This is a genomic window from Streptomyces sp. NBC_00237 (assembly GCF_026342435.1).
Classification (GTDB): Bacteria; Actinomycetota; Actinomycetes; order Streptomycetales; family Streptomycetaceae; genus Streptomyces.
This window is the reverse complement of sequence record NZ_JAPEMT010000003.1, coordinates 294,121-320,279: the sequence shown is the minus strand read 5'-3', so window position 1 is coordinate 320,279 and position 26,159 is coordinate 294,121. Positions and strand designations below refer to the sequence as shown.

24 protein-coding genes are annotated in these 26,159 nt (G+C 71.1%); 10 read left to right on the top strand and 14 right to left on the bottom strand.

The features are described 5' to 3' along the window. Positions 1-91: 91 nt before the first annotated feature. On the bottom strand, positions 92-373 hold the full coding sequence (locus OG897_RS28355; RefSeq protein ID WP_266661061.1) for a hypothetical protein: 282 nt from the start codon (positions 371-373) through the stop codon (positions 92-94). Positions 374-777: 404 nt separating this feature from the next. On the opposite strand from OG897_RS28355, the gene OG897_RS28350 reads away from it, so the two are divergent. After that, entirely contained in the window at positions 778-2,088 is a 1,311-nt protein-coding gene (locus OG897_RS28350; RefSeq protein WP_266661059.1) for a serine hydrolase, read from the top strand. 11 nt (positions 2,089-2,099) lie between these two features. Here the strand turns inward: OG897_RS28350 and OG897_RS28345 are convergent, their stop codons facing one another. The 4 genes from OG897_RS28345 to OG897_RS28330 all read right to left on the bottom strand — a co-directional run bounded on the left by OG897_RS28345 (position 2,100) and on the right by OG897_RS28330 (position 7,557). Beyond that, positions 2,100-3,743, bottom strand: coding sequence for an amidohydrolase (locus tag OG897_RS28345; protein ID WP_266661057.1), 1,644 nt, complete (start codon positions 3,741-3,743; stop codon positions 2,100-2,102). A 91-nt stretch (positions 3,744-3,834) separates the two neighbouring features. Continuing rightward, positions 3,835-4,677: a mycofactocin-coupled SDR family oxidoreductase gene (locus OG897_RS28340; RefSeq protein WP_266661055.1), complete on the bottom strand. Its 843-nt coding sequence runs from the start codon at positions 4,675-4,677 to the stop codon at positions 3,835-3,837. Positions 4,678-4,810: 133 nt separating this feature from the next. Next, positions 4,811-5,809: a hypothetical protein gene (locus OG897_RS28335; RefSeq protein ID WP_266661054.1), complete on the bottom strand. Its 999-nt coding sequence runs from the start codon at positions 5,807-5,809 to the stop codon at positions 4,811-4,813. Beyond that, entirely contained in the window at positions 5,806-7,557 is a 1,752-nt protein-coding gene (locus tag OG897_RS28330) for a CotH kinase family protein (RefSeq protein ID WP_266661053.1), read from the bottom strand. Before OG897_RS28330 ends, OG897_RS28335 begins: the two co-directional genes overlap by 4 nt. 166 nt (positions 7,558-7,723) lie before the next feature. Between OG897_RS28330 and OG897_RS28325 the strand changes: the two genes are divergently transcribed. Then, the gene (locus OG897_RS28325) at positions 7,724-9,151 is read left to right on the top strand and encodes a tetratricopeptide repeat protein (protein WP_266661052.1); all 1,428 of its coding nucleotides are present in this window, start codon (positions 7,724-7,726) and stop codon (positions 9,149-9,151) included. A gap of 59 nt (positions 9,152-9,210) precedes the next feature. Here the strand turns inward: OG897_RS28325 and OG897_RS28320 are convergent, their stop codons facing one another. The 3 genes from OG897_RS28320 to OG897_RS28310 form a co-directional block, all read right to left on the bottom strand. Next, positions 9,211-9,975, bottom strand: coding sequence for a polysaccharide deacetylase family protein (locus tag OG897_RS28320; protein WP_266661050.1), 765 nt, complete (start codon positions 9,973-9,975; stop codon positions 9,211-9,213). 405 nt (positions 9,976-10,380) lie between these two features. Further along, positions 10,381-11,154 carry a MerR family transcriptional regulator gene (locus tag OG897_RS28315; protein WP_266661048.1) on the bottom strand — a complete coding sequence of 258 codons (774 nt, stop codon included), beginning with the start codon at positions 11,152-11,154 and terminating at the stop codon, positions 10,381-10,383. A 67-nt stretch (positions 11,155-11,221) separates the two neighbouring features. Continuing rightward, positions 11,222-12,340, bottom strand: coding sequence for a serine hydrolase (locus OG897_RS28310; RefSeq protein WP_266661047.1), 1,119 nt, complete (start codon positions 12,338-12,340; stop codon positions 11,222-11,224). A gap of 438 nt (positions 12,341-12,778) precedes the next feature. Between OG897_RS28310 and OG897_RS28305 the strand changes: the two genes are divergently transcribed. Then, positions 12,779-12,910 carry a hypothetical protein gene (locus OG897_RS28305; RefSeq protein ID WP_266661045.1) on the top strand — a complete coding sequence of 44 codons (132 nt, stop codon included), beginning with the start codon at positions 12,779-12,781 and terminating at the stop codon, positions 12,908-12,910. A 126-nt stretch (positions 12,911-13,036) separates the two neighbouring features. On the opposite strand, the gene OG897_RS28300 is transcribed toward OG897_RS28305, so the two are convergent. From OG897_RS28300 to OG897_RS28290, 3 genes are all read right to left on the bottom strand, one after another. After that, positions 13,037-13,192: a hypothetical protein gene (locus OG897_RS28300; protein WP_266661043.1), complete on the bottom strand. Its 156-nt coding sequence runs from the start codon at positions 13,190-13,192 to the stop codon at positions 13,037-13,039. A 200-nt stretch (positions 13,193-13,392) separates the two neighbouring features. Next, the gene (locus OG897_RS28295) at positions 13,393-14,247 is read right to left on the bottom strand and encodes a hypothetical protein (RefSeq protein WP_266661041.1); all 855 of its coding nucleotides are present in this window, start codon (positions 14,245-14,247) and stop codon (positions 13,393-13,395) included. 73 nt (positions 14,248-14,320) lie between these two features. Then, a complete protein-coding gene (locus tag OG897_RS28290; RefSeq protein ID WP_266661039.1) occupies positions 14,321-15,040 on the bottom strand; it encodes a class I SAM-dependent methyltransferase in 720 nt (239 codons plus the stop codon). Between the two features lie 443 nt (positions 15,041-15,483). On the opposite strand from OG897_RS28290, the gene rho reads away from it, so the two are divergent. After that, on the top strand, positions 15,484-16,629 hold the full coding sequence (gene rho, locus OG897_RS28285) for a transcription termination factor Rho (RefSeq protein WP_266661037.1): 1,146 nt from the start codon (positions 15,484-15,486) through the stop codon (positions 16,627-16,629). A 178-nt stretch (positions 16,630-16,807) separates the two neighbouring features. Here rho and OG897_RS28280 read toward each other — a convergent pair whose 3' ends face one another. Both OG897_RS28280 and OG897_RS28275 read right to left on the bottom strand, forming a co-directional pair. Further along, a complete protein-coding gene (locus OG897_RS28280; RefSeq protein WP_266661035.1) occupies positions 16,808-17,182 on the bottom strand; it encodes an SdpI family protein in 375 nt (124 codons plus the stop codon). A 124-nt stretch (positions 17,183-17,306) separates the two neighbouring features. After that, a complete protein-coding gene (locus tag OG897_RS28275) occupies positions 17,307-17,564 on the bottom strand; it encodes a hypothetical protein (protein ID WP_266661033.1) in 258 nt (85 codons plus the stop codon). 121 nt (positions 17,565-17,685) lie between these two features. Between OG897_RS28275 and OG897_RS28270 the strand changes: the two genes are divergently transcribed. The 3 genes from OG897_RS28270 to OG897_RS28260 all read left to right on the top strand — a co-directional run bounded on the left by OG897_RS28270 (position 17,686) and on the right by OG897_RS28260 (position 20,322). Continuing rightward, positions 17,686-18,183, top strand: a complete 498-nt coding sequence (locus tag OG897_RS28270) for a hemerythrin domain-containing protein (protein WP_266661031.1) — start codon at positions 17,686-17,688, stop codon at positions 18,181-18,183. A gap of 289 nt (positions 18,184-18,472) precedes the next feature. Continuing rightward, positions 18,473-19,546, top strand: coding sequence for an ABC transporter substrate-binding protein (locus tag OG897_RS28265; RefSeq protein ID WP_266661029.1), 1,074 nt, complete (start codon positions 18,473-18,475; stop codon positions 19,544-19,546). 110 nt (positions 19,547-19,656) lie between these two features. Beyond that, a complete protein-coding gene (locus OG897_RS28260; RefSeq protein ID WP_266661027.1) occupies positions 19,657-20,322 on the top strand; it encodes a maleylpyruvate isomerase family mycothiol-dependent enzyme in 666 nt (221 codons plus the stop codon). A 25-nt stretch (positions 20,323-20,347) separates the two neighbouring features. Here OG897_RS28260 and OG897_RS28255 read toward each other — a convergent pair whose 3' ends face one another. Continuing rightward, positions 20,348-20,758 carry a Fur family transcriptional regulator gene (locus OG897_RS28255; protein ID WP_266661025.1) on the bottom strand — a complete coding sequence of 137 codons (411 nt, stop codon included), beginning with the start codon at positions 20,756-20,758 and terminating at the stop codon, positions 20,348-20,350. A gap of 268 nt (positions 20,759-21,026) precedes the next feature. Here OG897_RS28255 and katG point away from each other — a divergent pair, with 268 nt between their 5' ends. The 3 genes from katG (at position 21,027) to OG897_RS28240 (ending at position 26,088) form a co-directional block, all read left to right on the top strand. Next, positions 21,027-23,249, top strand: coding sequence for a catalase/peroxidase HPI (katG, locus tag OG897_RS28250; protein ID WP_266661023.1), 2,223 nt, complete (start codon positions 21,027-21,029; stop codon positions 23,247-23,249). 523 nt (positions 23,250-23,772) lie between these two features. Beyond that, positions 23,773-24,507 (top strand): trypsin-like serine protease, encoded by a 735-nt coding sequence (locus OG897_RS28245; protein WP_266661021.1) that lies wholly within the window; start codon positions 23,773-23,775, stop codon positions 24,505-24,507. 162 nt (positions 24,508-24,669) lie between these two features. Continuing rightward, the gene (locus OG897_RS28240) at positions 24,670-26,088 is read left to right on the top strand and encodes a carotenoid oxygenase family protein (protein WP_266661019.1); all 1,419 of its coding nucleotides are present in this window, start codon (positions 24,670-24,672) and stop codon (positions 26,086-26,088) included. The last annotated feature ends 71 nt before the right edge of the window (positions 26,089-26,159 follow it).

Below are 26,159 nucleotides of genomic sequence, written 5' to 3'. Positions count from 1 at the left end.
GCGGTGTCGTGGCCGACGACGCGGGTGCTGTTCCTGCCGGAGCGGCTGTGCCCGTGCTGTCCGTCCGTCCGGCCGGGGAGTCGTACGGCTGTCAGTCGCACCGCCCGCACAGGTACCCGTTCCGCACGACCGTCAGGCTGACGCCCGTCACCGAGGTGGGCGCGGGTGACCACCGGCCCCGGTGCGAGCGGCGCGACGGCGGGCCGTACGGGGACTGCCAGGCCGGGCGGTCGGCCCGCCCCGGGCCGGTCCCGGCACGGCGGCGGCGTACGGCTGCCGAGTGATGGACGAACTCGACCGTGGGGAAGGGGGAAGGGGCGTGGAGGAGGACGGGCAGGCAGATGGAGGCGACCACCCAGGTGGTTCGTGACACAGAGATACACCGGTTCCAGTGAGAAGACCGCGAAGACCGCAGCGAAAAGGGGCACGGCGCACGGAGTGCGGCGCGCGACGGTTCAGCGCTCGGGGTGTCTCACAGGGTGTACAACGGCGTGTCCTTCGCTGATGGGGCTCCGGCGGGGCGGGAGTGACGTTAACGGCACGCCGGGGTGCGGCTCCAGTGGTTTTCCCGGCGTGCCGTTCCGGCTTCCCTCACCGTCGGTGTCGCAGGGCAGTCGGGTCACCCGGATGTCGTCGTGCTGCACGGCCCGGGCCGAAACCTGACAAACGTCATCGCTTTCTGTGCGCGAGGTCGTACTCAGGGTGGACCGGCGGCCGTCGCGGCACACCGAGGATGGACACACCCGCACCGCACACCCGACACGACGGGATCCGCAGATGCGCAACGCCAGTCAACCCGCCCGCCACAGCGTCCGCCTGACAGCGGTCGCGACGACCGCCCTGCTGTCGCTGTCGCTCGGCGTCCTTCCGGCGACGGCCGCCACTCCGTTACCCGCCCCTGCCGCCGCAGCCGCCGAGGCGACCTCCCCCCTCGACCGGAAGGCCCTGCGCGCCTCCCTCGACGCGATCCACCGAGCGGGCATGTACGGGGCGTACTCCTCGGTCCGGGACGGTTCCGAGCGGTGGCGCGGGGCGACCGGCGTCGCCGACGTCGACACCCGGCGGCCGATGCGCGCGGGCTACGAGCACCGGATAGGCAGCATCACCAAGACCTTCACCTCGGTGGCCGTCCTCCAGCAGGTGGCCAAGGGGCGGGTCGACCTGGACGCCCCGATCGCCGCCCACCTCCCCGACCTGGTGACGGGCGAGCGCGGCCGGAAGGTGACCGTGCGGATGCTGCTCAACCACACGAGCGGCATCGCGGACTACGTCCTGCCCGCCTTCCCCGGGATCCTCGTGAACCCCCGAAAGGCCCTGGACGAGGGTCAGTTCCGCGAACTGGCCCCCGAGAAGCTGGTCCGCCTGGGCCTGGCGGCCCAGCCTCAGGCACCTCGCGGCACGTTCGCGTACTCGAACACGAACTACCTCCTCGCCGGACTGCTGCTGGAGAGGGTCACGGGGCAGGACCCGGAGGCGTACATCACCAAGAACGTCATCCGCAAGGCAGGACTGCGGCACACCTACTTCCCGCGCTCCGCCTACGTCTCCGGGCCGCACGCCAGGATGTACGAATCGATGTACGGCCTCATCGAACCGGCGCGCGACTACAGCGTCTATGACATGTCCTGGGCCGGTACCGCCGGGGCGATGGTCTCCACGACGGACGACCTCAACGACTTCTACCGCCTGCTGCTGAGCGGAAAGCTGCTCGGCGCGGCGGAGCTGCGGGAGATGAAGACGACGGTCGCCACGTCCCCGCCGGGCCAGGAGGAGGGGATGCGGTACGGTCTCGGGCTCTTCCGGCTCAGGATGCCGAGCGGTGGCTGGTACTGGGGCCACAACGGCTCCGTGTTCGGGGCGGAGACGTGGGCGCTGTCCACGGAGGACGGACGCCGCCAGATGTCGCTCGGCTACAACCTGACGAAGTATCAGGAGTTGGGCGACGACGGGATGCCGCTGCCGAACCCGATCGACACGGCACTGGTCGCGCACATGGACGGAGCGCTCAGCGGCGTCCCGGCCAAGCGCACCTCCGGCCCGCTGCGGACGCCTCAACACCTGCCGCTGGGCCTGCGGTTGCGCCCGTAGGGGACACCGCCCTACTCGTCCGTGTGGAAGACCGGTTCCCCTTCGACGAACGTCGTCATGACCCGGGTGGCGTGCACCCGCGTGATCGGCACGTCGAAGGGGTTCTGGTCGACGACGGCCAGGTCGGCGAGCATGCCCGGCTCGATGCGTCCGACGCGGTGGTCCATGCCCTCCTGGCGGGCGGCGTTGACCGTGAAGAGGTCGAACGCCTGCTCCAGGGTGATGGCCTGGGACGCGCCGAAGCTGTCGGCGCCGCCGCCCGGTTCCTGCCGGGTGACGAGCGTCTCGATGGCGGCCCACGGATTCACCGACGGTACGACGCACCAGTCCGACCCCGCCACGACCAGGGCCCCCGCTTCGAGCATCTCCCTTACGGGCCAAGCACGTTGGACTGCCTCCCGGCCGACGGCGGCCTCGATGTCGGAGCAGATCGGGGAGGGCCGCCACAGGTAGGGGGAGACCTCGAACGTCGCGCCGATCTGCGTGGCGCGCACGATGTCGGACTTCGCCACGAAGGTGCAGTGCCCGATGTTGTGCATGTGCGGACTGGGCCCGTTGGCCACGCGGGCGGCCTCGATCGCGCTCAGCGCCGCCCTGACCGCCGCGTCCCCGGCGGCGTGGAACTTGACCGTGATGCCCATCCGGTCGAACCGGGTGACCAGCCGGTCCAGGACGGCCGGTGCGATCGCGAGCATCCCGTACCTGTTGAACTCGGGGTCCCGTCCCGCCACGGTGTCCTTGTACGGCTCCAGCATGGCGGCCGTGTGGCTGTCGGTCGGCACCCCGTCGAGGAAGATCTTCACGCAGTCGGGCGTGAGGTGGGCGCTCGCGTAGTGGTTGCGGCGGGCTATCACGTCCTCGCAGGTCGGGTCGTGGGGCGACCACACCAGGCAGAGCCGTACCCGCTGCCTGATGGCTCCGCGTGCGGCGAGGCGGGTGTAGGCGCGCAGCTCGGCCCGCGCCCCTGCGGTGAAGCCGACCGCGGCTTCGGTGAAGGAGGTGATCCCGTACGAGAGCATCTCGCCGAGGGACCACGCCAGGGCGGACTCGACCTCCGCGTCGGAGGGTTTGGGGGCGTGGGAGGCGAGGTGTTCGGAGGCGGTCTCGCGCTGGATGCCGCTCGGTTCGCCCCGGTGGTCCCGCTCGAAGATGCCGCCCACGGGGTCGGGTGTGCCGGGGCCGACTCCGGCGGCCTGGAGTGCCGCGCTGTTCGCCCAGGTGCTGTGGCCGCTGGTGTCCTCCAGGAGGACGGGGTTGTCGGGGGCGATGGCGTCGAGCTGCTCGCGGTTCGGGGTCGTGCCGAGTGCGTACGCGTCCCACTGCCCGCCGAGCACCCAGCCGCCGGGGACGGCCCGCGCGACGTGCTCGGCGACGATGCGCAGGGTGGTCTCCAGGCTCGAACCCTGCGGGATCTTGCAGCGGCGCTCGCGGATCCCGGCGTAGATCGGGTGCACGTGCAGGTCGTGCAGGCCCGGCAGGACGGTGTCACCGCCCAGGTCGACGACCCGTGTGTCCGGACCGCGCTGGCCCAGGACGTCCGCGTCGGTGCCCACCGTGTCGATGACGCCGTCGCGCACCGCGAGGGCGTGCGCCCAGCCGGACGGTGTCCTGACGTGTCCGCCCAGCAGAATCGTGTCGGCGTACGGATCGGTCATCCCACTCCCTCTCGCTCGCTCTGCGGCTCTGCGACTCTGCGGCTCTGCGGCTCTGCGACTCAGCAACTCAATGGCTCGGCGGCTCCATGGCTCAGCGGCGGTTGATGAATCCCGCGTCCACGGGCAGCGTGACGCCGGTGATGTAGCGGGCCTCGTCCGAGGCCAGCCACAGGACGGCGTTCGACACGTCGACCGCTTCGATCATGCGTACCGGGAGGGCGTTGGGCGCCTGCCGGGCCAGCTTCGGGTCGCTGGCGACGAAGGCGACCATGGCCGGGTCGACGACCATGCGGGTGGCGACCCCTGTGGGGTGCACGGAGTTCACCCTGATGCTGTGCGGGGCGAGGTTGTTGGCGTACGAGCGCATCAGGCCGACCGCGCCGTGCTTGGAGGCGGAGTAGGCCAGCCCGCCGTTGCTGGCGCCGCCCAGGCCGACCAGTCCCGCCGTGGAGTTGACGATCACGATCGAGCCGCCCCGTCCTGCGGCCACCATCGACCGAACAGCCACTTCGATGGTGTGGAAGGTGCCGGTGAGATTGACGTCGATGGCGTCCTGCCACGCCTCGATGCGGTCCTCCACGAGCAGCGGGGCGATCCCGGCGTTGGCGACCACGACGTCGACGTGCCCGAACGCGGCGAGCCCGGCGTCGTACGCCTCCTGGAGCGCTTCACGGTCGCGTACGTCCGCCTGCCGGGCCACGACGTGGCGGCCGTACGCGTGCACTTCCGCCACCGCCTCGCGCAGGTCGTCCGGGGTCGACATCGGGTAGGGCACGGAGCCGACCGACTGGCAGATGTCCACGATGACCAGGTCGGCACCCTCCTCCGCCATCCGTCGGACGTGACTGCGGCCGAGCCCTCCGGCCGCGCCGGTCACGAAGGCCACTTTGCCGTCGAGACGCCCCTTCGGCTGCTGCGTTTTCCCGTACGGCATTCCGAGCCTCCTTCGTCGGCCGACTGCGGTCAATTTCCTTTGCGCGGAGGGGAATTGCCCTCCCCCAAGGGAGTTCCCTTTCTCGTACGCGGGTGAACTCCCCCGGGCGGTGCGCAGTCGGCGGCAGCGTGGCTCAGGCGTGCTCGCCAGGGATCAGGAACAGGTGGACCGACTGGTCCTTGGCACGGAAGCGCTCGTTCTCCGCGCCCTTCTTCGCGCGGTCGGAGACGATCACCACGTGGTCGGCCGAGACCCAGGACACGCCTTCGGGGTTGCCGTAGACCGTGCGCCCCTTGCCGTCCGTGGGGAGGCGGTGGACCGTGCCCTCGTCGACCTCCCACTTCTTGGCGGAGAGGCGGCCCACCCACAGGGCGGACGACGCCTGCGACAGGACGGCGATGCGTCCGTCGCGCACGGACACGCTGGCGTAGTCCTCGAAGGGGAGCGACGCGGGCAGGCTGATGGTGTCCGTGTGGGCCCAGCGCTTGCCCTCGCGCCGGAAGACCTGGATGCGGCCGCCGCCCGGTGTCCTGCCCTTCTTGCCGCCCAGGCAGAGGTTCCCTTCACAGAGGGCCAGCAGGTGCCCGGTGCCCGAGCGCTCCACCCACTCCAGGCCCTCCATGCCCTTGTTGGCGTCCGCGAGGTCGAAGTCGAGCTGCGCCGATCCCAGCGGGCGGAACGTGGCGTCGTACTCGTGGACGCGGGCGCGGAAGCCCTGGGGCTTGACGGGTTCGGCTTCGCTCAGGGTGAAGTAGTGGTCGTGGAGAGCGTCGTGGGCCAGGTCCTCGTAGCCGACGTTCGCCTCCTTCGCGGAACTCCCGGATTTCCGCGCCGCCTTGGGGTTGATGATCTCGTTCTCCGGCGCCTTCGGCGACAGCTCGCTGCCGACCCGGATGAGGGAGGGCAGGTTGTCGCAGACGATCAGGAAGGTGCCGTCGCGGTAGAGGACCCCGCTCGCCTCCAGGCGGGTGCCCGCGCCGTCCCCGATCAGGTCCTGGATCTTGGTTTCCTTGACCAGGCGCAACTCGCCGGGCTTGGCCGTTTCCTTGGTCGGCTTCTCGGTCGGCTTCTCGGTCTGCTTCTCGGTCGGCTTCTTGGTCTGCTTCTTGGTCTGCTTCTTGGCTGCGGTCATGAGGGAAGTACCTCCATCGCGCCCGGGAACGTCGCCCCGCTGGCACCGTTGGGATAGGTCTTGCGGAGTTCGGCGAGCTGCTGGCGTGCGTGGTCGTACCGCATGCGCGTGTAGTGGAAGATCCCGTACGTGAACTGCTTGCCCCGGCTCAGCTCCCACTGGCGGTAGCCGGCCCGGTACACCTCGTCGTTGGTGAACTGCCGCCCCGTGAAGGGCTGTCCGTGCGGACTCGTGGACTCGCCGTACACGGCGGGTGCGATGAGCTGCCACAGGCCGTCGGTACGCCCCGACCCCTCCGCGCCGAGCATCGCGGCGACCCGCTCGGGGCCGAACTCCGCGTCGAGGAGGTGTTCGAGGTGGTCGAGGTAGTACTGGCAGAAGTCGTGGTGCCGCAGCAGGTTGGTGAACAGCGGCAGGTGCGAGGTCTCGTGCGGGGCGTGGGTGATCCGGCAGTACTCGCGGCTCGTCGCGGGCCAGTCGAGCAGGTCCGTGTACTGCCACTGCGTCGCGAAGAAGTCGATGCCGGAGCTGTTGTCGTAGTCCCAGGGGACGAAGGTGAAGTACGGGCGGGCCATGAAGCCCGTCGCGTCGCCGAGCCGCCCCGCGTTGTAGAGGTAGTAGTTCGACGGCGTCGCGAAGTAGTTGTCCCAGCTGCCGAGCAGGACGTTGGCGCCCGCCCAGCGCAGGAAGGCCCGTGCGTTGAAGACCTCCTCGACCGACTCGGCGAAGACGTCGGTCGCGAACCGCCCCTCGCCGCCCGGCAGTTGGACGCCGTTGATGGTACGGATGAGCGTGGCGAGGTCGTCGTAGGTGCTCTTGGCCGGGTCGTCCTCGTTCGTCTTCAGCCGGTACGTGCGGTCGTCCTCCAGGCTGCCCGCGGTGAAGTACTGGCTGCCGCCGTCGCCGCCGTCCTCGGTGGAGCGGTGCTCCAGGGTCGCGCAGCCGACGTCACCGCAGTACGCCTTGTAGAGGTTGCCCTCGGCGTTCTTGCCGAAGTGGTCCTTCAGGAACTTCTTGTCGACCTGCTCGATGACCGAGAAGAGCCCCAGGTAGCGGTCGTTGATCTGGAACGTCGCGTACGTGTGCTGCGCCGCCGGGATGCCCGCCCGCTCCAGCAGCCGCCAGGCGACGGCCTCGCGCATCTGGGAGGGGTCGTTGTACATCGCCTTGAGGTTGACCCGCTCCATGCCGTGGAGCCGGTCCTCGCTCTCGCCGACCTCGAAGTCGATCTTCCAGGAGCGCTTGGGGGCGTGGGCCGTCAGATTGCCGCTGTTGACCATCGAGAACGACGGGGTCGCGAGGAGCACGTCGTCCGGGGCACTGCTCCGCGCCAGGGTCAGCAGGGCCCCCTTCGGCGCCTCCATGGCCTCGTCGGCCGTCAGGACGCCGGGCGGCCAGCCGGTGACCTTGACCTGATACATGTCCTGGGCGAAAAAATCGGTCTTGCTCTCCGCCGCGTCGAGGAGTTCGCCGACGATCCGCCCGATCGGGGTGGGCTTCCCCGCCGCGTCCAGGAGGACCAGGTACCCGTCCGTCAGGTCGCCCGGCGTGTCCCCCTGCTCGGCGTGGAGCAGGTCGTACAGGGAGCTGAACTCGGCCTTCGTACGCAGCGCGGCATCGGCGGGACCGGCCGTCGCGTTGGCCCGTTCGGCGAGGCGTCGGCCCGTGCCCGGCGGCAGTGCGGAGATCGCGACGGTCTGATTCTTGAACGCGTCCCGGAACGTGCCCTTGCTGATGGTCCTGTCCATCACGGCCTCCCTGGGTGAACCTCCCTGTCTACGACCGCCGCCGCAGGACCGCCAGACCTAGAACCGGCCCTTTGTCGGGATAAATCCGGCCTCCTGGTGGAGCGGCCCCGACGTGGGCAGGCTCTCCTCCGTATCCGCGCGACCGCGCGCCACCTGGGAGCTTCCGATGACAGTGGACCGGCACGACCACCCCCTGAGCGACACCGACCGCGACGGCGCTCAGCACTACGAGCAGGCCCTGGACGACCTGCTGTTCTTCCGTCCGGAGGTCGTCGACCGGGCGGCGGACGTCCTGCGCGCCTCGCCCGCCTCCCCCATGGGGCAGGCACTCGCCGCCTATCTGGCCGTACTGGGCACGGAGGAGAAGGACACGGCCGGGGCCCGGGGTCCCTTCGTCCTCTTCCGTACCGCACTCGAAGAATCGGGGACCACCCGGATCACGCCCAGGGAACGGCTGCACCTGGCCGCCGCCGGGGCCTGCCTCGACGGAGACCTGCACGGCGCGGCCCGCCTCCTCGACGAGCTGTCGATCGGCTGGCCGCGCGACGCCCTGGCCCTGCTGGCGGGCCACCAGCTCGACTTCCTGACCGGCGACGCGGGCCGTCTGCGCGACCGGATCGGCGGGGCGCTGAGTGCCTGGGACCAGGACGATCCGCACTACGGGCCGCTGCTCGGGATGTACGCCTTCGGCCTGGAGGAGTCCGGCCACTACGAGCAGGCGGAACAGGCGGGCCTGGACGCGCTCGCCCGCAACCCCCGTGACGTGTGGGGCGTGCACGGCGTGGCGCACAGCTTCGAGATGCGCGGCCGGTTCACCGACGGCATCCGCTTCCTGGACGCACGGACCGCCGACTGGGCGACCGGAAACTTCCTCACCGTGCACAACTGGTGGCACTACGCACTCTTCGCCCTGGAAACCGGTGACACCGCCCGGGTCCTGGACATCTACGACAGCGCCGTCCACCCGCCGGACGCCCCGCCCCTCGCCATGCAGCTCCTCGACGCCTCCGCCCTCCTGTGGCGGCTGTTCCTGGCGGGCCGGGACGTCTCCGCGCGCTGGGAACGGCTCGCGCGGGGCTGGGCGGGGCGGGCGGACGGCGCGCACTACGCGTTCAACGACGTGCACGCCGTGATGGCGTACGTGGGGGCGGGCCGCGTCAAGGACGCCGGGGAACTGGTCGCGGACCGGCGCCGCTGGCTGGCCTCCGCCGAGTGCGGGGACCGTACGGCGCTCTCCAACCACGCCATGACCGCCGGCATCGGCGTCCCGGTCTGCGAAGCGCTCATCGCCTACGGCACGGGCCGCGACGGGGAGGCGGTCGACCTCCTGATGCCCCTGCGGCACCGCCTCGCCGCGTTCGGCGGCAGCCACGCCCAGCGGGACGCCGTACAGAAGACCCTGCTGGAGGCGGCCCTGCGCGCCGGACGGCACGACGTGGCGCGCGCCCTGCTCAGCGAACGCATCGCCCTGCGCCCGACGTGCCCGTACAACTGGCTGGCCCAGGCGCGGCTGGCCGAGCGGCTGGGCCACCACGCGGAGGCCGCCACCGCCCGGCACCGCGCACGGCTCCAGGCGGAGGGCGGCGGCGCGTAGCCGGGACGGCGGAAGGCATGGCCGGTCAGGAAGCGCCGCCGGTCAGGAAGCGTGGCCGGTCAGGGGCGGTAGACCTCGCCCGCTTCCGGCACGGCGGGGGACATCAGCTGGGAGACCGTCACGAAGGTGTACCCCTGCTTGCGGAGTTCGCCGATGATGCCGGGGAGCGCGGGGATCGTTCCGGGGTAGCGCTCGTGCAGCAGGATGATGCCGTCGGGCTTGGTCTGTTCGAGGACGCGCTTCTTGACCACTTCGGGGTCCTTGACGCCGAAGTCCTTCGCGGTGACGCTCCACAGGATCTGGGCGAGGCCCATCTCCTTCAGGACGTCCTTCACCTCGTTGCTGGTGGCGCCGCCCGGCGGGCGCATCAGGGTGGGGGCCTTGCCGGTGGCCTCCTTGATGTCCTTCTGCACCGGCTGGATCTCCGCCCGGATCTCCTCCGGGGTGAGTTCGGTCAGGTTCTTGTGCGACCACGTGTGGTTCGCTATTTCATGGCCTTCCTTGGCCATGCGGGTCACGGTCTGGGGGTACGTGTCGGTGTGGCCCTTGCCCTGGAGGAAGAAGGTCGCCGGGACCTTCTGCTCCTTCAGTACGTCCAGTGCCTTCGGCGTGGGTGCGCTGGGGCCGCCGTCGAAGGTGAGCGCCACGCACTTCGCCTTCGTGCAGTCGACCGGCCCGCTCGCGGCCTTGCCGTCGCCCACGGCGTCGCCCCGGACCTCGGCGGGCGACATGACGCCCGTGAGGCCGCACGAGGTGAGCAGGGGCACGAGAGCGGCGGTCAGGAGCAGGCCCGTCGCGCGGGTGATGCGGGTGCGGTGGTTCATGGTGTTCATCATGGGGGTTCGAGTACGGGCGACTGGCACAGGGGTACGTGCGGCCACAGGTGCCCGGCTCCGCAGGGGGTTGTCTGCGGGCCTTCGGATCGGCCGCCCCCGCACGGCCCGGCCGTGGTCCGGGCCCTGAGGCGATGGTGTTCCGCCGGACTCTCCGACTGCCCTCAGCCCTGGTGAGACGCGGTGAGGCGGGCAAGCGCCGGAGGTCCCCCGACCTGGTGACGGATGCCCCCTTCCGCAGGGCGGGCGGCCCGGCGACGGGTGAGACGTGGTGGTGTCGGCGCACGGCCCCGTTCCGACGCCACCACCCCGCCGCCCCACCCCTTCACGGGCCGGGGGGCACCTCGCGTCCGGGGGTTCGCGTACGCGTACACCCCGGGGCTCGCGTACACATCCTCAGCCGCGCGGAATGACCACGCCCGCCGCGCGGAGCCTCGCCTCGATCAGGTCCGCCATCCGGGCCCCCGCCGGGGACTGGTTGCCGAAGCGGCTGATGAGCCGGTAGCGGGTCGCGGTCTCGGTGCGGGCCTGGAAGCTGGTCACGATCTTCAGCCGCTGGGGATCGGCGAGGTACGCGTCCGCCATCGCGTCGACGAGTTCTTCGAGGCGGGGGTCGTCCGGCTCCCAGTCCACCGCCTCGGCCCCCTGTTTGATCAGCGCGAGGAACGGCGCGTCGTCCAGAGCGAGTTCGAGCGCGTCGAGGTAGTCGTCGAGCCCGTCCGGCGCCAGCGCCCTGGCCAGCACCAGGCCCTCGCGGGACGCCGCCACCTCCTCGCGGGTGAAGCCGCGCCCGGCCATCCGCTCCAGCAGCGCCACCGCCCGGTCGGGCAGCAGGGCCCGGTCGCCCTCGGCCAGGCGGTGCAGCATGTCGCGGCGTTCGGTCAACTCAGTGATCCGCGAGGTGAGTTCCTGCTCCACGGCGACGAGCGCGGTCGCGAACTCCTCGGCGTCGGCGTCGAGCAGGGGCCCGGTCTCGGCCAGTGGCACCCCGGCGGCGGCCAGCGTGCGGACCTGGACGAGACGCAGCAACTCGGCCGATCCGTAACGCCGGTAGCCGGAGCTGTCGCGCTCCGGCTCCGCGACGAGGCCGAGCTTGTGGTAGTGCCGCACCGTCTTCACGGTGACTCCGGCGAAGGTGGCGGCCTGCCCGATCGTAAGTCCGTTGCTCATCGGGACAGCCTGCCCTGCCCACGGGCCGGACGGCCACGCACCCCCACTCGCGAGCAACCGGGTACGGTCAGCCCGCACGACGGGCAGCATCGTCCTCAGCCCCGCCGAACACCTCCGCCACGAGCCGTTCCATCGCCTTCAGGAAGGGTCCGGCCATCGACAGGGCCGCGTCGTCGACGTAGTTCAGCGCGGCCGTCAGGGTCCTGCTGCCGTCCGGTGTGCTGTACATGAGTGCCGCGTGGCCGCCCTGACCGCCGTTGTGGAAGTAGACGGTGCCGCCCCCGTCCAGCTCCTGCACGCGCAGCCCGAGCCCGAAGCCGCTGGCGGCATGGGGCGCGGTCATCTCGGCCAGCAGCGGTGCGGGCACCAACTCCCCCGCCACCAGCGCGGAGATGAAGACATGCAGGTCCCGGGGTGTGGAGATCATGTCGCCGCCCGCAGAGACCCAGGAGGGGTTCTGCCGGGTGACGTCGACCGTGTGCTCGCGGCCGTCGACGTCCTCGTACCGGTAGTAGGCGTGTGCGTACGGTGCGGGGATCTCCGGCGACGCGCCCGGCACCACCGTGCCGGTGAGTCCGAGCGGGCCCAGGATGCGTTCCTGCGTGACCTCGGCGCACGAGAGGCCGGTGAGCTTCTCGACCAGCAGCCGGAGGATGACGTAGTTGGTGTTGGAGTAGCTCCAGCCCTCGCCCGGCGCGAACCGGGGCTGCCGGGACAGCGCGAGGCGGACCAGGTCCTCGGGCGGGTAGGTGGTGAAGCGCTTGTCGACCCATTCCTGGCCGGAGATCGTGGAGGGGATGCCATGGCCGACCGTCCCGTCCTCGTACATCTCGCCGGTGAAGTTGAAGATGCCGCTGGTGTGCTGGAGCAGCATCCGTACGGTGGTCTTGGCGTCGAGGTCGAACTCGGGGAGATGGTCGGCCGCCGGGTCGTCCAGGGCGACCCTGCCCTCCGCCACCAGCTGGAGCACCAGGGCCGCGGTGAAGGTCTTGGTGTTGCTGCCGATGCGGACGTGCCCGTTCACCGGGGGCGCGGCGGGCCCGTCCAGTTCGGCCGCTCCGGCGCTGCCCGCCCAGTCGCCCCGCTCGTCGTGGACGTGCAGCGAGATGCCGGTGATGCCGGATGCGGTGATCTCCTCGATCGCCTTGCGCAGCTCCGGGCGAGTCTCGGAAGGGGTGATGCCCATGATGGTCAGCTCCTCAGCTGGGTGACGGCCGGCGCCGGGGTCGGCGCCGTCCTGCCGTTGCGATGAGCATTCACCCTGACCCGAGGTCAACCTCAAGAGTGACCTGGGTCACAAATACCCCCGCCTCGGGAGAGCTGCGAAGCCACCCTGACGGGGACCGTGGTGACGGGAGAGAGCGGGGCGGTGAGGTCCGACCTACGAGCTGGGGCCTGGGGGCGTGATCGATTCACCGGCGCCGGGCGGACGGACCGGCGGGTTCGGTCAGAAGCGCGTACGGAGCAACCACCCCCGCCCCCGCCCGCGTCCTCACCTGCACAGACGGCAAGCGAACGGGGGACGGTCGTGCGACACCGTGGCAGGAAGTGCAAGCGTTGTGGGCAGCCGGTGGCCGGACCGCTGCGCAGGGTGTGCCGGAGGCAGCCGTGCGGTGGGGACGGCGTGGCCGACGACCTCGCCGACGTCGCGGGCGAGGTGGTCATGTCGGGGCTCGCCGAGGGCGTCGTACGCATGGTGGTCGGTACGGTCGTCCGTGTCGTGCGCGGCGTGCTCCGGGTCGTACTCGACTTCTGACGGCTGGAACCCGTGCGCGCATGCGTGCGTCGTGGGCGGGCGGACCCGCATCGGGTCCGCCCGCCCACGACGGCGTTCAGTAGATGTTCCTGATCAGCACTCGGAACTCAGAATGCGGAATCCCGATCAGAAGTAGTGCTTCCGTCCGCCGAAAGCACGTCCGGTCGCCCCGAGAATCCACAGGACCGCACCGACCACGACGAGGATTCCGCCCACGGTCGTCAGAATCGAGATTCCGGCCAGCACTCCTATCAGGAGCAGGATGACACCAAGAATAATCATCGCGGTTCCCATCTCTTCTCTCTATACAGCGTGCGGCCTGCGATCGGGCGCACGGCAGTAGCCAATTCCGTCCGTTCCACTCCACGGACCGGGCCGGACGAAATACGGGCCCGCCACCGGATCTGCGACGGGTGGGCCGTTGTCCTGCAACCTCCGTGTGCCCCGCTTCTCCGCCTCAATGCACGCGCAATCGAACGGCTTTATTCCGCGAACGCGGCGGGCAGCGCGAACCGCGCTCCGTCGGGGTGCAGGCGCTCGATGCGGTCGGCGTCGTCGGTGAGGAGATCGAGGTGGCTGATGGTGAAGTCTCCGTTGATCAGTTTCTGCTCATCGCCGAAGTACCGGCCGATGACGGTGTCGGGGAGAAAGCCGCGCAGACGGTGGCGCATGTGCCCGGAGTATTCGACGGGAGAGCCCCAGTCGGCCGGGGCCTCGTCGGTGGAGAAGAGGACCCAGTGGTCCACGGGAACCTCCGCGTCGAGGTCCGGCGCCCCTCCGGTGTGGCAGTCCAGGGCGGGCACCGTCAGCCGGTCGGCGTCGAGGGGCTCGTACCAGAGGAGGAGGGGCTTGGCCCGCTTCGCGTCGGCGTTGTCGAAGCAGCAGAGGGCGACGGTGTGGTCGGGGAAGTGGTCGGCGTAGAACCGCAGGAGTTCCGGGTCGAGTACGGGACGCCGGTGCGGCGGCACGTGCCGCAGGGCGGCGGGGATCGCGTGCGGGTCGGCGGCCAGGAGCACCGTGTAGATGTCGTGCTCGAAGACCCGGACCGGCTCGGGCTCCGCGCCCATCCAGGCGATGCCGTCCGCAGCGACGGACACGGGCGCGACGGCGTCGACCATGCGGCGCAGGACGTCGCCGTCGTGCCCGGCGGGCAGGAAGTGCTCGGGTGTGAGCTGGACCGCGGGCAGGTGCAGCAGCATCGCGTTCGGGCCGCCCGCCAGGTTGACGGCGGTGTTCTGGTAACCCAGGACGTGGATGAGGCCGTGCACCGGGTGGTGCCGCCTCCCGCAGTACGTGAAGGTGCCGGAGAACACAGCCTCGCCGCTTGATATGCACATGGCCGCAACGTACCGCCCCTGAACGACGGCGGTACGGGGCCGCCCCGGAAGCCGCCGCCCCGTGCTCCGCGCCTCAGCGCCGGGTCGCGACCACCATGCGGCAGCGCGGGGATCCGTCCTCGCGGCGGCCGAGTTCCTCCAGTGCGTACGTCTCGACGCCGAAACCGGCTGCGGAGAGTTCGGCGGTGATGTCGCCGAGCCGGAAGCCTCGGTAGTACATGACGAAGGGAGGTCGCCAGAGCGCGTTGCGCACCCGCATCACGGCGTCGAAGCCCAGCATGGCGAGGTGGACGCGCGAGCCGGGCACCGCCGGGGCGGGCAGCGGGAAGGCGAACCGGCCACCGGGCCGCAGCACCGCGTGGACCTGGGAGAAGAGCGCGGGGCGCAGGGCGGGCAGGAAGTGGCCGAAGGCGCCGAAGCTCACCACCAGGTCGAAGACCGGGCCGAAGGGGAGGGCGAGCGCGTCGCCGCGAACCCAGTGGACGGGTACGGGAGCCGAGGGGCGGCGCCGGGCCACGTCGAGCATTCCGGCGCTGAGGTCGACCCCGGCCACCCGCTCGCGGCAGACCTCCTCCAGGACTCCGGCCCCCGCACCGGTGCCGCAGCACAGATCGAGTCCCGCGTCGAAGGCGCCGAGACGGCGCAGGAAGTCGGTCACCGGGGCGAGGAACGCGTCGGGCGTACGGAAGGGAGTGTGGTCGAACTTCGGGGCGAGCAGGTCGTAGCCGTGCTCGACGGAGGAGAGCGCCTGGACGGCGAGTTCTCGGAAGGTGGGGCCCTGGGGTGTGAACACCGCGCCCAGCATAGGCGGCGGGCCTCGCACCCGGCGGCGGCAACAGCACCAGCGGCAGCGGCAGCGGCACAAGCCGGTACCGGGCATCCCGCCACCCGTGGTACATTGCCGATGGCACTCGATTTTCGCCCCTCTGCGGCGACGGTGCTCCTCTTCCCGCCGGACGTTCCTTCTCCCGGCAATCGCGCACCTCCCGGATTCCGGGTGCCGCACTTCTCACAGCTCTTCCCCAGGGGTACGTTCCCCTGCCCTGCCCTGCCCCGCTCGGGCCTCTGCCGAGGGTTTCCGCGTCGACGGACCCGACGGACCCGAGCAACGGGCTTCTCACCGGCCGCGGGCCCTGCCGCCCGCCGCGCATCGGCATAGCGCCGCGCGACGTCCGCCGGACTCTCCCCCTCTCCCGTGTTCTCACCCGTAGACGTCCTCGAAAGGACCGCCCCATCATGACCACCACACTCGAAACCCCAACCACCGCTCCGTCTCCGGCCGTTCACGCCGTGGGCATCCTCGACCTCGCCGGAACCGGAGGAAGCCACGGCTTCCTGCGCGGGACGGACCTCGAACCCACCCAGCACGACGTGCAGGTTCCCGCCGCGCTCATCCGCCGACTCGGCCTGCGCAAGGGCGACTTGGTGCACGGCGTCTGCGGCAAGCCGCACACCCTCACCCAGGTCGACTTCGTCAACGACGATCCCCAGTACGCCACTCGGCGCCGTCCTCACTTCCACGACCTCACCCCGCTGCACCCGCGCGAGCGGCTGCACCTGGAGAGCGCGGCGGGCGACCTCGGTCCGCGCGTCGTCGATCTGGTCGCCCCCGTCGGCAAGGGTCAGCGCGGGCTGATCGTCGCGCCGCCGAAGACCGGCAAGACCGTACTGCTCCAGCAGTTGGCCGCGTCGGTCGCCGCCAACCACCCCGAGGCGCACCTCATGGTGGTGCTCCTGGACGAACGGCCCGAGGAGGTCACCGACATGCGCCGCAGCGTGCGCGGCGAGGTGTACGCGTCGACCTTCGACCGGCCCGCTAAGGCGCACATCGCGCTCGCGGAACTGGCCGTGGAACGCGCCAAGCGCCTCGTCGAGGACGGCCAGGACGTCGTGATCCTGCTCGACTCCCTGACCCGGCTGTGCCGGGCGCACAACAACGCCGCCTCCTCCGGCGGCCGTACGCTCAGCGGCGGCGTCGACGCGTCCGCGCTGATCGGCCCGAAGCGCTTCTTCGGCGCGGCCCGGCTCACCGAGGAGGCGGGCTCCCTGACGATCCTGGCCACGGCCCTGGTCGACACGGGTTCGCGCGCCGACGACTACTACTTCGAGGAGCTGAAGAGCACCGGCAACATGGAACTGCGTCTGGACCGCTCCCTCGCGGACCGACGCGTCTTCCCCGCGGTCGACATCACGCCCTCCGGCACCCGCCGCGAGGAACTCCTCATGCCCGCCGCCGAGTTGGCCGCTGTACGCGGTCTGCGCCGGGCCCTCCAGTCGCGCGAGGGGCAGGGCACCCTCGAAACGGTCCTCACCAAACTGCGCCACACCCCCGACAACGCGACCTTCCTCCGCCAGGTCCACGCCACCCTCCCAGCGGCCTGAGCCCCTCCCACGCGGGGGCCGGTCCGACGCAGAAGGGCGGGACCGTCGTGGCGCTCCCGCACCCAGGCCCGGTCGGCGTCCGTGATCGTGATGTCGTCGTGCGGGGGTTCAGTGGGCCGTCCACGCCCACCAGCAGGGGTCGCTCCACGGACACCAGCAGGAGTAGCTCCTCCACGGACTACGCGGTGGTGCGTGCGGCCGCGTTCGCCCTGGACGACGCCACCGAGAGCAGCATGACGACCGTGGCGAGGGCGCACAGGGGGACGGCGATGATCGCGGGCGCCCTGATGCCGCCCAGGGGCACCGCCAGGGCCAGGACGCCGGTGATCGCGCCCGTGGCGTACGCCGTCAGGTACGTCGCCCTCAGCAGGGGGATCGCCGCTGCGTGGCCCGCGTTCCACGCAGCGTCCGAGGACATCGTGGCCCTGGTCCGGATGCCGATCGCGGCGTTGCGTCCCAGGTCGCCGTTCCCCGCCTGCCGGCACAGGAAGTGGATCAGCAGGCCCAGTGTGAGGAGTCCCGCTCCGCACACCCACACCGCGACCGGTTCCACTGCTCGCCCTCCCCGACCTCGTCCCACGCCACGCTCCGCCGCGCCTCTCTCATCGGCACGTGATCATGAGCGTAGTCGCGGACCGGGAGCGTCGACAGGCCGGGGAGCCGCGCCCGGTGCGCGGTCAGTCGCCGAAGACCTCGTCCATGCTCATGGCGTCCTTCTCCGACCTGTCGTCGGCCAGCCACTTCCGGTACGCCACGGCCGCGTGCATCCGGGCCCGCGCCTCGCGGAGTTCGGGGCTGCCCGAGGCGGCGGCCTGGTCGGCCTCCAGGACGGAGGCCACGTACTCGCCGATGTTCATCCCGGCCCGGGAGGCGGAGGCGCGCACCCGCGCGGCCAGTTCCTCGGGCACGCGCGCGTTCAACTGGGTTGTCGCCATAGCGGAATCCTAGCGATCGGCTACCGGCCGGGGAACGGTTCCCGGCCGTCCGGACACCGGCGTACGGGGTATCAGAAAGGCGACCGGACGACGTTCCCGCCGATCGCACGTGGAGGCGACCGTGACACAGCACCCGCAGGACGTGGTGAAGCTCATCCTGGACGACCACCGGCGCATGGAGGAACTGCTGCGCCGCATGCGCAGCGTGGCGGAGGACCGGGCCGGGGCGCTCCGGCTGTTCGCCGCGCTGCTGATCGCGCACGGCGAGGCCGAGGAGGACGAGGTGTACCCCGCCCTCAGGACGTACCGGCGCATCGACGACGCCGAGGTCGAGCACGGCGTCCAGGAGCACAGCGAAGGCAACCGGGCGCTGCTGGCCCTCCTCGAAGTCGAGGAGGTCGGCTCCGGCGACTGGGACGAGAAGCTGGAGAGGCTCGTCGCGGCGGTGACCCATCACACGGACGAGGAGGAGCGCACCCTCCTCAACGGCGCCCGCGAGAACGTCCCCGCCTCCCGCCGCGCCGAACTCGGTGCCGCCTTCCGGCACGCCCGCACGGAACACCTCAAGGCCGACTGCGGCCGCGTGGAGAACGTACGCAAGGTGGTCCAGAACTCCTGAGAGGGGTACGCGAAGCCCCCCGCCGCACGGCAGGTGCCGAGTTCGGACGGGCCGGTGCCGATGCCGGTCTGGCGGTCGCCTACGTCGTACCGGCGTCGGCGGGCCAGGCCACGCAGGTCCTGGCCCGGCTGCTGTTCGCGCCGGACGCGGTGGGGTCGGCGTGGACGGCGGGAGCGCCGGGGCCGGGGGCCTGGGGCCTGGGGCCTGGATGTCGGTCGGCCGGTGGATAGGCTGCACGTTCGGACGATCTTGAAAGAGGTCGGCAGTCGATCCCGGGAGAGGCCCGCCCATGAATTCGCCCGTACGCATCGGCGCTCTCGCTCCCCTCACCCGACCGGGCTGGGTCGAGGCGGGTCAACACCTGCTCGCGGGGCTGGAGTTGGCGGCCCGCGAGGTCAACGCCTCGGGCGGGATCGCGGGACGCCCCCTCGAACTGCTGGTCCGGGACACGGCCGCCGATCCGCAGCAGGCGACGGCGGCCGTGTCCGAGTTGGCGGACCTGGGGGTGGCGGCCCTGACCGGCGAGTACCACAGCGTCGTCGCCCGCGCCGCCGCCACCGGGGCCGCCGCCCTCGGCCTGCCGTTCCTCTGCTCCTCCTCGGTCCTGGACGCGCTCACGGACCGGCCGACGGACCAGGTCGCGCGCCTCTCCCCGCCGCAGTCACGGGGCTGGCGGTCGTACGCGGACTTCCTGCTCGGCGCGGGCCACCGCCGCATCGCCGTGGTGACCCAGCCGAGCGTCTACTGGGCGGCGGGAACCCGCATCCTGCGCGACCGTCTCGCCCCGCACGGCGGCACCGTCACCGAACTCGACACGAGCGGGCTCTCCCCCGACGCGGTGTGCGACGCACTCGTCGAGAACGCCTCAACTGCCCTTCTCCTCCTGGTCGGTCACCCGGAACCGGCACGGGGGATCGTCACGTCCGTACGCCGCGACGCACGCCTCGCCGGGCTCCTGATCGGCGCTCCGGCCGGGCAGCCGGAGTTCGCCGAGCTGGCGGGACTGCCGGGCGGCGACGGCCTCGCGATCCCCTTCCTGCGCTACCTGCCCGAAGAGCTCACGCCACTCGGCGCCCGCGTCGAGAAGGCCCTGCGCGGGCGCTTGGCCGCAGCGCCCTCCTTCGTCGCCTTCGAGGGGTACGACTCGATCGCCGTCCTCGCCGAGGCGCTGCGCACGTACGGCACGGACCGCTCCCGCCTCTCCGCCTCCTGGCCGGCCCTCGCGGTCGAGGGCACGCGCGGGCGGATCAGTTTCTCCCGTACACCGGGCAGCCCGGTGTGGCAGTGGGCCGACGCGCCCGTCCAGATCGCCGACCGGGACCCGGCCGCCCCCGACCGCTTCCGTGTCCTGCGCTCCGGCTGAGGATCCGTACGGGAGGCTGACTCGCGGGCGATGACTTCTCCCCCGGCCGGGAGTCTCCTCTTCGAACGCGCTTGCCGGGCGGCACTTCCACGAACAGGAGCACCTCCCCCATGACCGGTCCCGAACGTACGGCGGAACACGCCCGCAAGACCCCGATCTGGCCGCTCGTCCACGCCGAGCGCGCGGCCCTGGCGGCCGATCTCGCCGACCTGAGCGACGGAGACTGGGCCACGACGTCGCTGTGCACCGAGCTCACGGTGCGCGAGGTGCTGGCCCACCTCGCCTCGGCGGCGACCCTCAACCCCGTGCGGTGGTGGTTGGGGGTGCTCCGCTGCCGGTTCGACTTCGACAAACAGGTGGCGATGCGGCTGGCGGAGCAGCTGGGCGCGACCCCGGCCGAAACCCTGGAAAGGTTCCGCCGGACGATCCCGAGCACGACCAAGCCGCCCCTTCCGGTCCTGGCCATGCTGGGCGAGACCGTCGTGCACGGGGAGGACATCCGCCGCCCGCTGGGCATCGTGCGCGGCTACCCGATCGAGACGCTCACCCTGCTGGCCGACTACTACCGGGGCTCCGACCTGGTGGTCCTCGCCAAGGGCCGCATCGACGGGCTGCGACTCGTCGCGGACGACGGCCCCTTCACGACGGGCTCAGGACCGCTCGTCTCGGGTTCGACCCTGGCCCTGCTCATGGCGATGACGGGCCGCGCACCGTACTGCGACGACCTCTCAGGCGAGGGCGTGAAGACTCTCCGCGAACGCTGCGGCGGGGCGTGAACCCGGAACCCCCGCGCCGGGTCCGTCAGGCGCACCCCGGGCACAGCCCCCGGTACGTGATCGCAGCCTCCGACACCGTGAAGCCGTAGCGCTGGTCGGCGGGAAGCGCGTGCAGGGGGTCGCCGGAGGGGTGGACGTCGCGGATGACGCCGCAGCCCGAGCACACCAAGTGCTGGTGGGGGCGGTGGGCGTTGGGGTCGTAGCGCTTGGCGCGGCCGTCGGTGGAGAGTTCGGTGACCTCGCCGAGGGAGACCATCTCGCCCAGGGTGTTGTAGACGGTGGCGCGCGAGATCTCCGGGAGGCGGCCCACCGCGAGGGCGTGCACCTCGTCGGCGGTGAGGTGGACGTGGTCGCCGTCGAGGACCTCGGCGACGACTCGCCGCTGGGAGGTCATTCTCCAGCCGCGTCCGCGCAGGCGCTGCAGCAGGTCACTCATGACGAACCATCCCGTTGGTGTTGATGAAGTCCCGTGAAGTAGGACGAGTTTAAAGGCCGTTGTCATAGTTTTGACGAAACATGGAACAGGTGAGCTTCTTGACCTGGACCGAGTCCATCATAGGATCGCTTCTTGGCGACGGCCACGGGCCAAGCGACAGGACACCAGGCAGTCCGTACCGGCCACCCGCTCAACGACTTGCTCGACCTGCTCGACTTGTTCAACAACGTGCTGAGACTTGCTGATCTGCCCAGCTTGAGAGGAACCCATGGCTGACAACCACGATGCGATCGTCACCGACCCGAAGCCCGAGGAGTCGCAGGGCGGTTGCCCCGTCGCACACGGACGGGCCGCACACCCCACGCAGGGCGGCGGGAACCGTCAGTGGTGGCCGGAGCGCCTCAACCTGAAGATCCTGGCGAAGAACCCGGCCGTGGCGAACCCGCTCGGTGCGGACTTCGACTACGCGAAGGCGTTCGAGGCGCTCGACCTCGCGGCCGTGAAGCAGGACATCGCCGAGGTGCTGACCACCTCGCAGGACTGGTGGCCCGCCGACTTCGGCAACTACGGCCCGCTGATGATCCGGATGGCCTGGCACAGCGCCGGTACGTACCGCATCAGTGACGGCCGAGGCGGCGCCGGTGCCGGTCAGCAGCGCTTCGCGCCGCTGAACAGCTGGCCGGACAACGCCAGCCTCGACAAGGCCCGCCGTCTGCTGTGGCCGGTGAAGAAGAAGTACGGCCAGTCGATCTCCTGGGCCGACCTGATGGTGCTCACCGGCAACGTCGCCCTGGAGACCATGGGCTTTACGACCTTCGGCTTCGCCGGTGGCCGCGCGGACGTGTGGGAGCCGGAGGAGGACGTCTACTGGGGTCCCGAGACCGAGTGGCTCGGCGGCGACGCCCGCTACACCGGTGACCGCAACCTGGAGAGCCCGCTCGGCGCGGTCCAGATGGGTCTGATCTACGTCAACCCCGAGGGCCCCGACGGCAACCCGGACCCGCTGGCCGCCGCCCGCGACATCCGCGAGACCTTCCGCCGCATGGCGATGAACGACGAGGAGACCGTCGCCCTCATCGCCGGTGGCCACACCTTCGGCAAGACCCACGGCGCGGGCCCCGCGGACAACGTCGGCGACGACCCCGAGGCCGCCCCGATGGAGCAGCTGGGCCTGGGCTGGAAGAGCACGTACGGCACGGGTGTGGGCAAGGACGCCATCACGTCCGGCCTGGAGGTCACCTGGACCACGACGCCCACCCAGTGGGGCAACGGCTTCTTCAAGAACCTCTTCGAGTTCGAGTACGAGCTCTCCAAGAGCCCGGCGGGCGCCCACCAGTGGGTCGCCAAGGACGCCCCGGAGATCATCCCGGACGCCTTCGACGCCGAGAAGAAGCACCGCCCGACGATGCTGACCACGGACCTGTCGCTGCGCTTCGACCCGGTGTACGCGGAGATCTCGCGCCGCTTCTACGAGAACCCGGACCAGTTCGCGGACGCCTTCGCCCGCGCCTGGTACAAGCTGACGCACCGTGACATGGGCCCGGTCTCCCGCTACCTCGGCCCAGAGGTCCCCTCCGAGGTGCTGCTGTGGCAGGACCCGCTGCCGGAGCGCACGGGCGAAATCCTCGACGCGGCCGATATCGCCGCGCTCAAGGAGCAGGTCCTCGGCTCCGGCCTCACCGTCTCGCAGCTGGTCTCCACCGCCTGGGCCTCGGCCGCCTCGTTCCGCGCCAGCGACAAGCGGGGCGGCGCGAACGGCGCCCGCGTCCGCCTGGAGCCGCAGCGCAACTGGGAGGTCAACAACCCGGACGAGCTCGCCCAGGTGCTGCGCACCCTGGAGGGCGTCCAGGAGTCCTTCAACGCCAAGGGCGGCCGTCAGGTCTCGCTGGCCGACCTGATCGTCCTCGCGGGCACCGCGGCGGTCGAGAAGGCAGCCAAGGACGGCGGCGTGGACGTCGAGGTCGGCTTCACGCCGGGCCGCGTCGACGCCTCGCAGGAGCAGACGGACGTCGAGTCGTTCGAGGCGCTTGAGCCCGTCGCCGACGGCTTCCGCAACTACGCGGGCAAGGGCAACCGCCTCCCCGCCGAGTTCCTGCTGCTCGACCGCGCGAACCTGCTCTCGCTGAGCGCCCCGGAGCTGACCGTGCTCGTCGGCGGTCTGCGCGTCCTCGGTGCGAACCAGGGCGGTTCCCAGCACGGTGTCCTCACCGAGCGCGTCGGCACGCTGACGAACGACTTCTTCGTCAACCTGCTGGACCTGGGCACCGAGTGGAAGTCGACCTCCTCCGCGCAGGACCAGTTCGAGGCCCGCGACGCGAGCGGCGCCCTCAAGTGGACCGGTACCCGCGCCGACCTGGTGTTCGGCTCGAACTCCGAGCTGCGTGCCGTGGCCGAGGTGTACGCGAGCGACGACGCGAACGCCAAGTTCGTGAAGGACTTCGCCGCGGCGTGGCAGAAGGTCATGGACCTGGACCGGTTCGACCTCGTCTGAGGCCGGGACTGACGCCGAGGCCGGGACTGACGCCGAGGCCGGGACTGACGCCGAGGCCGACGCCGAGGCCGACGTCTGATCCGTAGCGTCCGAGGGCCGGCCGACACTCCGTCGGCCGGCCCTTCGCCGTACCCCCTGCTCCGGCCCCAGCAGGCCGTACGCGGCGGCAGCGCCTCCCGGTGGGGCGAGGGGCCGGTGGTCAGTTCCCGGCACAGGGCGAGGAAGCGGTCGATGTCGTCGGCGGAGGTGGCCATGCCGGCGCAGAGCGCACCTGGTCGGCCATGACCTGGTTGAGGGCTCCGGTGGCGTTCGCGGTGAATACCACGGTGTATTCGTCGGGCGACGCGCGGAAGAATTCCCGCACGGCCCGCCGGGCTTCTTCGCTCCCGGCGGCGACAGGGCGGGCGGACCGGCGCACCGGAACTCCCTGATCTCGCGCAACCCTTCGGCCCGGCACGGCATCTGACCCTCTGTACGGCTCGTGCCCCGATGGCGCGTGCCCCGGTGAGAGGAACTGCTCCTGATGATGCGTCGCACGCGTGCCCTGATGCTGACCGCCCTGCTGGTGGTGACCGGCACGGCACTGTCGGCCGCACCGGCGTCCGCCGTGATCGGCGGCCAGAAGAGCGCGTACGGGCCGTGGGCGGTGCGCATGCTCGTCGACGGGCAGCCGGTGTGCACGGGGACCGCGGTCAGCGACCAGTGGATCCTCAGCGCCTCGCACTGCTTCTACGAACAGGCGCTGCCGATCGCCGACAAGCGGATCTCGTTCCGCGTCGGCAACCTCGACATGCGCAAGGGCACCACCGTGCGTCCGCTGCCCGGGAAGCGGGAGGGCAGCGCGCAGGCGGACATGCTGCTGATCAAGGTCGCGCCGATGAAGATCCGTACGGCGGCCCTGTCCACCGCCCCGGTCCGTCCAGGCCAGACCGTCCGGCAGTACGGCTGGGGCGCCACCTGCGAAGGCGACGAGAACGCCTGCCAGTCCCCCGTGCTCAAGCAGTCGGACCTGAAGATCGTGCGGTCGAGCGATCCCCGGTGCGCGGGCCACAACCTGCCGGACGGTCCGGACTTCTGCATGGAGAAGGTGACCGGGATTCCCGCCGGGGGCGACTCCGGGGGGCCGATCATGAGCATCGCCCCGCAGGGCAAGGAGGTCCTGCTCGGCGTCTTCAACGGTTCCGACCGGGAGAAGATCGCCGAGGCCGGGGAGGTCTCCCGGCAGCTGGCCTGGATCCGGTCGGTCGTCCGGCGGTAGGCCGTACGCGTACAGGTACCAGCCGTACGCGTACAGGTACAAGGGGGTGCGCCGGGCCCCGTAAGGCCGACGCGCCCCTGTACCTCGGCCGTGCTCTGCGGCAGGCTGGGAGCCGGGCCCGCGCCGCCCGGCTCGTCGGGCCCCCCTCCGGAGGAGGCCGCGATGACGGATCGCAACAACCCCTACCTGGAAGGTCTGTTCGCCCCCGTCAGCGAAGAGATCACGGCGCACGACCTGAACGTCACCGGCCGCATACCGGAGGCCCTGACCGGCCGCTACCTCCGCAACGGCCCCAATCCGCTGAACATCGAGGACCCGGCCGCCCACCACTGGTTCACCGGCGAGGGCATGGTGCACGGGGTGCGGCTGCGCGACGGGCGCGCCGAGTGGTACCGCAACCGGTGGGTGCGCAGCGACGCCGTGGCCGCGCGGCTCGGCGAGAAGGGGCCGCAGGGGCCGCGCCACCTGGACATGGACTCCGCGCCGAACACGCACGTCCTGCGGTTCGCGGGGCGCAATCTGGCCACCGTCGAGGGCGGGGCGCTGCCGTACGAACTGGACCAGGAGCTGAACACCCTGGGCCCGTTCGACTTCCGGGGCACCCTGCCGGGCGGGTTCGCCGCGCACTCGACCGTCGACCCGGCGACCGGCGAGCTGCACGCGGTCGCGTACTGCTGGGCGTATCCGTACGTCCAGTACCTGGTGGCGGGCCTGGACGGGCGGATCAAGCAGCGGGTGGACGTGCCGGTCGAGGGAGGGCCGATGATGCACGACTTCTCCCTCACCGCGTCGTACGTCCTGCTGTACGACCTGCCCGTGGTCTTCGACCGGGAAGGCGTCAGGGGCGGTGACAACTTCCCGTACGTGTGGGACCCGGCCCGGCCGGCGCGCCTCGGGGTACTGCCGCGCGGGGGTCCGGCGGAGGCGGTCCGCTGGCTGGAGCTCGACCCGTGCTTCGTGTTCCATCCGATGGGCGCGTACGAATCGGCCGACGGCCGCACGGTGACGGTTCACCTGGTGCGCTACGACAAGCTCTTCGACCGGAATGCGCGGTTCGGGCCGGACGAGGCTCCGCCGTGCCTGGAGCGGTGGACCGTCGACCTGACGGCCGGGACGGTGCGCCAGGAGCGACTGGACGACCGGCCGGTGGAGTTCCCGCGCATCGACCCGCGCCGTGCCACGCTGGAGCACCGGTACGGGTACGGCGTCCTCCAGCCGGGCGACGGGTACGGGGCGGAGCGCACCCGCCTGCACCTGGCGACGTCGCAGGACCTGATTCCGCAGGAGATGACCCAACTCGGCGTCGGACTGGTCAAGTTCGACCTGGCGACCGGCGCGACGCAGGTGCACACGTTCGACCCGCGTGGTGACGTGGGCGAGGGCGTTTTCGTACCGGCGGAGCGGGGCGCGGCCGAGGACGACGGCTGGCTGCTCGCGTACGTCTTCGAGCCGGAGCGAGACGCGACGGACCTGGTGGTGCTGGACTCCCGGGACCTGACGGCGGAGCCGGTGGCGCGCGTCCACCTGCCGGTACGGGTGCCGGTGGGCTTCCACGGGAACTGGCTCGCGGACGAGGACTGAGGAGCGGAGCGGGCGCAAGGGCGGAGCGGGCCGAGGAGCGGGGCGGGCTGGAGAGGGATGCAGGTCGACGT